The organism is Rhodococcus sp. 14C212, from assembly GCF_011058195.1.
GTDB classification, from domain to species: domain Bacteria; phylum Actinomycetota; class Actinomycetes; order Mycobacteriales; family Mycobacteriaceae; genus Rhodococcus; species Rhodococcus aetherivorans.
In genome coordinates this window covers 1-3,505 of record NZ_JAALEH010000182.1, presented here as the reverse complement: position 1 = coordinate 3,505, position 3,505 = coordinate 1, and the positions used below count along the sequence as shown (strand labels likewise).

The window sequence follows — 3,505 nt, the reverse complement described above, 5'->3', positions numbered from 1 at the left end:
GGAACAGCACCAGCGCGAGGACGCTGGCCACCGTCAGCAGGTAGGCCGTCGTCATCGCCATCTGCGGGACGAACGCGGTGCCGTCGGCGTCGTCGGTGTCGCTGCGGACGGTGCGCAGCACGGTCAGTGCGTAGGTGAACGTCGCCAGGAACAGCGCCAGGGTGCGTTGGACGACACGGTCGGCGGCGAAGGTGCGCAGCAACCGCGGGGAGTACTGGCTGCTGGCCAGCTGCAGGGTCACCAGCGTCAGCGAGAACGTCAGCGACGTGACGGTGATCAACGAGGCGGCGATCGCGCTCAGTACCTCGCGGGCCGCGTCGGCACCGCCCCCGAACAGGTATCCCGCCACCGACGGTGGCAGCCGGGCATCGACGGCGGCGTCGAGCTCGGGCAGGCCGATGCCGGCCAGCACGGCCAGCAGCACCGCGGCCGCCGGGACGGGCCACAGCCGCGAGCGCACCGCCTCGACGAGCACCTGCCGACGCTTCAGCACGGCGGAGACCGGTCCCCGTCTCGCTCGGCTCCCGGTGTCGTCGTGGGGCATCGCAGGCTCACTCGGTGCCGTCGGCGATCGTGGATCCCCGGGGCCGAGCGTGCTGGCCGGGGCGGGTCACATCCTGCAGTGCCGACCCGTCGCCGAACTGCTCGCGACCGATGACGCTGAGGCTGCCGTCGGTCTCGAGCACCACGGCCGCAACCCGGCTGAGGTCGCCGGCGCCGGAGGCGCGGATCGCCTGACGGACCTCGGCGGGGCTGACTCGCTGCTGGCGCAGCGCCGCCTCGAGCACGGTGCCGTGCTCGACGAGGACGGTGGGCCGGGCGGTGAGGACGGTGCGGCCTCGGGGCCAGCGGGACGACACCATCGCGGCCAGGTACTGCAGGGCGGCCAGCAGAATCAATGCCACGGTCCCCTCGGCCCAGGACACGTCCGAGCTGAGCAGGATCGTCGCCAGGGTCGAGCCCAGGGCGACGGTGACCACCAGGTCGAACGCGTTGAGCTTGGCCAAGGTCCGTTTGCCGGACACCCGCAGCACGACCACCAGGGCGACGTACGCCGCCGAGCCCACCAACAGCACCCGCACCAACTCCGACCACGCCCCGAACCACATCTTCCGCGTATACCCCGGGAGCGCCCCGGCAATCGCACTCGGAATCGACCGGCACTCACCGGTGCCGGTCGGGGGACCGCGCCGCCGAAACCGTGGCACGCCGGTACAGCACTCGGCCGGCCACCGCCGTGACGCCGAAAACCACCGTGCTCGCCGCCGGCACCAGCGATCCCGCGGCGAGCACCGTCTCGTCCGCGCCCATCCGCTCGGCCTCGAGGGTCAGAGAGAACAGCGCCGACACCGCGTCGACGTGGATCAACCCGGCCACGCCCAGAATGCCCAACGCGAGTACCACGGTGAAGAACAGTGCGGGCGCCGTATCCGTGGCCCCGTACCTCTCCCCCAGCACCAGTGGCAACGCCAAACCGTCGTTCGCTCCGGACTCGAGCGAAAGGATCTGCCGGTTCCGGGCGGGCAGATCCTTCTCGGCGGCCTCCCCGGTCACGACGTTCGAGGCGAGGACCGGATCGGTCGGGCACAGGGCCGCGCCCAGCAACACAGCCGTAGCCACCGGCACGGACAGCAACGCCCACCCGAACCCTGCGGTGACCGCCGCCATCCCCGGCATCGCCACGGCCAGCAATACCGCGACCGGCCGCCATTGCCGGCGCACCTCGGTGATCGGATACCGCAGCGCCACCGCCATCACCGAGATCGCCAGCAGGATCCGGCTCGTCTCGTGCAACAGCCCTTGCTCGGCCGTCAAGGGCGGCAGGGGCAGCACATCGAGCACGTACGGCCCGAGCAGCACACCCGCTGCCAGCCCGAGCAGAGGCTCGGACAGCGGAAGACGGCGCATCTTCGCCGACAACGCCGCCACACCGGCCCCCAGCACCCCCACCGTGGTGAGAACGATGTCGAGAATCATGTGTGCAGAGTTGCCCGGAGACCGGCACCGTCAATCCTCTCGGCACCGATCATGCCCAGCGCAGGGCAGAGGAAGCCTCGAATCCGGCCACCGATCGCGAAGCTCAGCCCGTGACCATGATCTGAGCGGCACTCTCCTTGAGCTTCGCGTTGGCCCAACGCAACTGGCGCAGCGTCTGCGGATGGCAGCGCTCGGCCGTGGCGAGCAGTTCCCGGTCCTGCAGGGCTTGCGCGGTCTGGGCCAGGATCTCCCAGTCCAGCGAGACCCCGGCCGCCATCCGGTGGATCTCGCGCAGGTCGTGCAGCAGGAGCAGACCGGGCTCGTGGTGCCGGCCGAGCAGTTCGCTGCCCTTCTGCCGCAGTCGCGCCAGGATCGCATGGTCCTGCTCGGGCTCGGCGTCGAGGTCGAGCCCGTAGTCCCGCCCGACCCGAGCGAGTTCGCGCACGTGCTGCTGGGACCAGCGTGCGAGATCACGTCCCAGGTAGAAGATCTCATGATCGGCCTTCTGCCGGTCCGAGACCTGCAGCAGTTCCCCGGCGAGGTCGTTCTCGGCGCGATGCAGTTCCCGGATCGCCGGACCCACCTTGTTCACGATGCGCCTCCGTCCGTGTCGACGACCGTCTCGGTCGCGGTGGCCGCGGAACCGCCCACGGTCTCCGGAATGCCTGCGGCCACGGGTTGCGACGCGGTGGTCGTCGGCGCGGCGGACGGCGTGCCGTCGCCGGCCAGGAGGCGCTCGGCACGGGCGGCGCCGGTCTTGAACAGCGGCTGCTTGGAGGCCGGATCCCAGTCGGTGACGGTCAGTTCGTTGGCGGCCCGGCCCTCGGCACTGCCCGGCTCGTGCCCGCCGGGGGTGTCCCAGTAGCCGTAGTGGAACGGCAGGAACAGCACGCCGGGACGGATGCCGCTGATCCGCAGCCGCGCCTCCACCCGGCCCCGCGGGGTGGTGATGCGCAGCAGGTCGCCCTCCCCCCACCCGTGCCGCTGGGCGTCGGAGGCGGACATCTCCACCCATACCTCCGGTGCCGCGTGCTGCAACTGGGGTGCGCGCCCGGTCTTGGTGCGGGTGTGGAAGTGGTACAGCGTCCGGCCGGTGGTGAGCAGGTAGGGGAACTCCTCGGAGACCACCTCGTGCGGAGGCAGGTATTCGCCCGCCTTGATCACCGCCTTGCCGAACGGATTCATCGCCTGGTACTCGGTCGGCTCGAGCGGGGCGCCGGTGACCATGTCGCGGCCGTAGCTCTCGCAGTAGTCCGGTGCGCTCCAGAACTTCCCGTCGATGTAGAGGCGTTCGGTGCCGTCGGGGTGCTCGTCGTTGCAGGGCCATTGGATGCCGCTGCCACCGCGGAGCTTGTCGTACGACAGCCCGGTGTAGTCGCACGGCCGCCCCGCCGTGCACCGCTTCCACCCCTCGAACGCCTCCTCCGGCGTGGACCACCTGACCAGTGGTTGCCCGTCCTTGTCCTGCAACCCGATCCGGTGCGCGTAGTCGAGGAAGATCTCGAGATCGGGGCGGGCCTGCCCGGGT

Annotated in this window: 5 protein-coding genes; all 5 read right to left on the bottom strand. The window is 70.8% G+C overall.

Annotated elements, in window-relative coordinates:
* Positions 1-544, bottom strand: a 544-nt coding sequence (locus G6038_RS30455) for a DUF2254 family protein (RefSeq protein WP_165042606.1), incomplete at its 3' end; no start/stop codon positions are given.
* A 7-nt stretch (positions 545-551) separates the two neighbouring features.
* Positions 552-1,109 carry a YetF domain-containing protein gene (locus G6038_RS30450; protein WP_165042604.1) on the bottom strand — a complete coding sequence of 186 codons (558 nt, stop codon included), beginning with the start codon at positions 1,107-1,109 and terminating at the stop codon, positions 552-554.
* Positions 1,110-1,164: 55 nt separating this feature from the next.
* Positions 1,165-1,977 (bottom strand): cation:proton antiporter, encoded by an 813-nt coding sequence (locus G6038_RS30445; RefSeq protein WP_165042602.1) that lies wholly within the window; start codon positions 1,975-1,977, stop codon positions 1,165-1,167.
* A gap of 103 nt (positions 1,978-2,080) precedes the next feature.
* Positions 2,081-2,569, bottom strand: a complete 489-nt coding sequence (locus G6038_RS30440; RefSeq protein ID WP_165042600.1) for a hypothetical protein — start codon at positions 2,567-2,569, stop codon at positions 2,081-2,083.
* Positions 2,566-3,505 (bottom strand): molybdopterin dinucleotide binding domain-containing protein (locus G6038_RS30435; protein WP_276613930.1); only part of this gene is annotated, 940 nt, incomplete at its 5' end. The genes G6038_RS30435 and G6038_RS30440, both read right to left, overlap by 4 nt.